The organism is Brevibacillus daliensis, from assembly GCF_021245735.1.
Classification (GTDB): Bacteria; Bacillota; Bacilli; order Brevibacillales; family Brevibacillaceae; genus Brevibacillus_B; species Brevibacillus_B daliensis.
In genome coordinates, this window is sequence record NZ_JAJISB010000068.1 from 1 (window position 1) to 1,574 (window position 1,574).

3 protein-coding genes are annotated in these 1,574 nt (G+C 37.2%); all 3 read left to right on the plus strand.

Annotated features, from left to right (window positions below; genetic code table 11):
- On the plus strand, positions 1–480 hold a 480-nt coding region (locus LM917_RS24210; protein ID WP_232700261.1), incomplete at its 5' end, for a GNAT family N-acetyltransferase.
- Between the two features lie 204 nt (positions 481–684).
- A complete protein-coding gene (locus LM917_RS24215; RefSeq protein ID WP_232700262.1) occupies positions 685–897 on the plus strand; it encodes a glycosyl transferase in 213 nt (70 codons plus the stop codon).
- A 237-nt stretch (positions 898–1,134) separates the two neighbouring features.
- Positions 1,135–1,574: hypothetical protein (locus LM917_RS24220; RefSeq protein ID WP_232700263.1), on the plus strand; the 440-nt coding region annotated here is incomplete at its 3' end.

Here is a 1,574-nt window from a genome sequence, read left to right on the forward strand (position 1 = left end):
CAAAACCCAGAATTGTTCACTTATATGCATATGGGAGTCTTATCGTTTGAAGAATATAAAGGACTATTCAAGTGGCTAATCGACAGTTACAATACGCCCTTCAACATGCCATTTAAATACTCATTTGCGATTCGAAGCAAAGCAACAGGCGCTTTCATCGGCTGGTGTGGTGTGGGCGTACTCGATTTAAGTGCTCCTGATAAAGAACTGTATTATTTGATTGGCCGCGACTATTGGGGTAATGGATATGCAACTGAAGCAGCCACCGCGTTGATAGCCTATGCCTTCGATGTTATTGGATTAGACCTATTGTTCGCTAAGGCTAATTCACAGAACATTGCATCATTAGGAGTCTTTAAGAAACTAGGCTTTGTGTTTGATCGCGAACTAATGGGTTTGACAGGTGACTACGAGGAGTGTAACGGTGAGTTATTGCATGTTCTCACAAAGGAACGGTTTCACAAACAGGCAGAAATATGATTTGAATAATGTCCATCCTGCGAGGGATGGATTTTTTATGAAACTTGCCTTCAGAAAAAAGGATTATTACGAGGGACGGAGAACGATAGCTGAATAAAGACATGACGGCAGCCGGCCAAACGATCGGCTGCCTTTGTTCACCTAACGGGCAGGAAATTTCAATAAGGATTATAATAAAATTATGCTAATAAGGGGGATTATTTTATGAAAACACAAGCACCTTATTTTATTATAGGAATAATGATTATTGTGATTAGCACACCTTTAGCGTATAAATCAGTAGATATTTTGTATAGAAATCAAAATTTAACTGGTGAATACATTCCTATTCTTAACGGATTTATACATTCCTTTATGTTAATTGGTTTGTTAATATTTAGCATAGGTATATTTAGTTTAATAAAATGCAAAAAATAATAATAACTTTATTTTACTAACGGGTTCAAGAACTCAATAAATCACACCACGAGACTAACGCGGGATCGATCGACAGCCTCGCTGCGCTAACGGGCAGAGTGTATTTTTCCAATCTTCGCCCCAGCAACACGATAGTGACTAAGGAGGACAATAGGAGGTACTGATGAAAAAAGTATTAACAATGTTCATAGGGTTTACTATAATCATTTCATTATTTGGTTGTGCTAATAGTGGTACGTGAAAAGTTCAACCCCTACGATAGATAAAGAGTACGTAGAAAAAAATGCCCAAATAGGTCTTTCCAAATCCGAAATTATAAAAATGTTTGGTGACCAATATGCATCTGGAACAGCAGATGGAGGGGAAATATGGATGTATGACACAGTAAATGAAGGATTCGAGTATAAGCGCAGATTGGACGCAGTAGCACACGAAGAAATAAAAAACGGGAATGTTAAATACCAGTTATTTACTAACATCATTCAGGAGAAAGCTTATATGTATTCATATTTTTATAAAGGTGAAGACGAAAAAGTATGGGAATATGTACTTAATCCTGATAAAACGATTCTTGAAATACCTGTTAGTACTAATTATAAACCGCTTTCTACGTACGCAAATGAAGTTCGCATTAAGCTCCCTCGAAATGATTCCGTTTCCTCACTCAAGCTCATGAA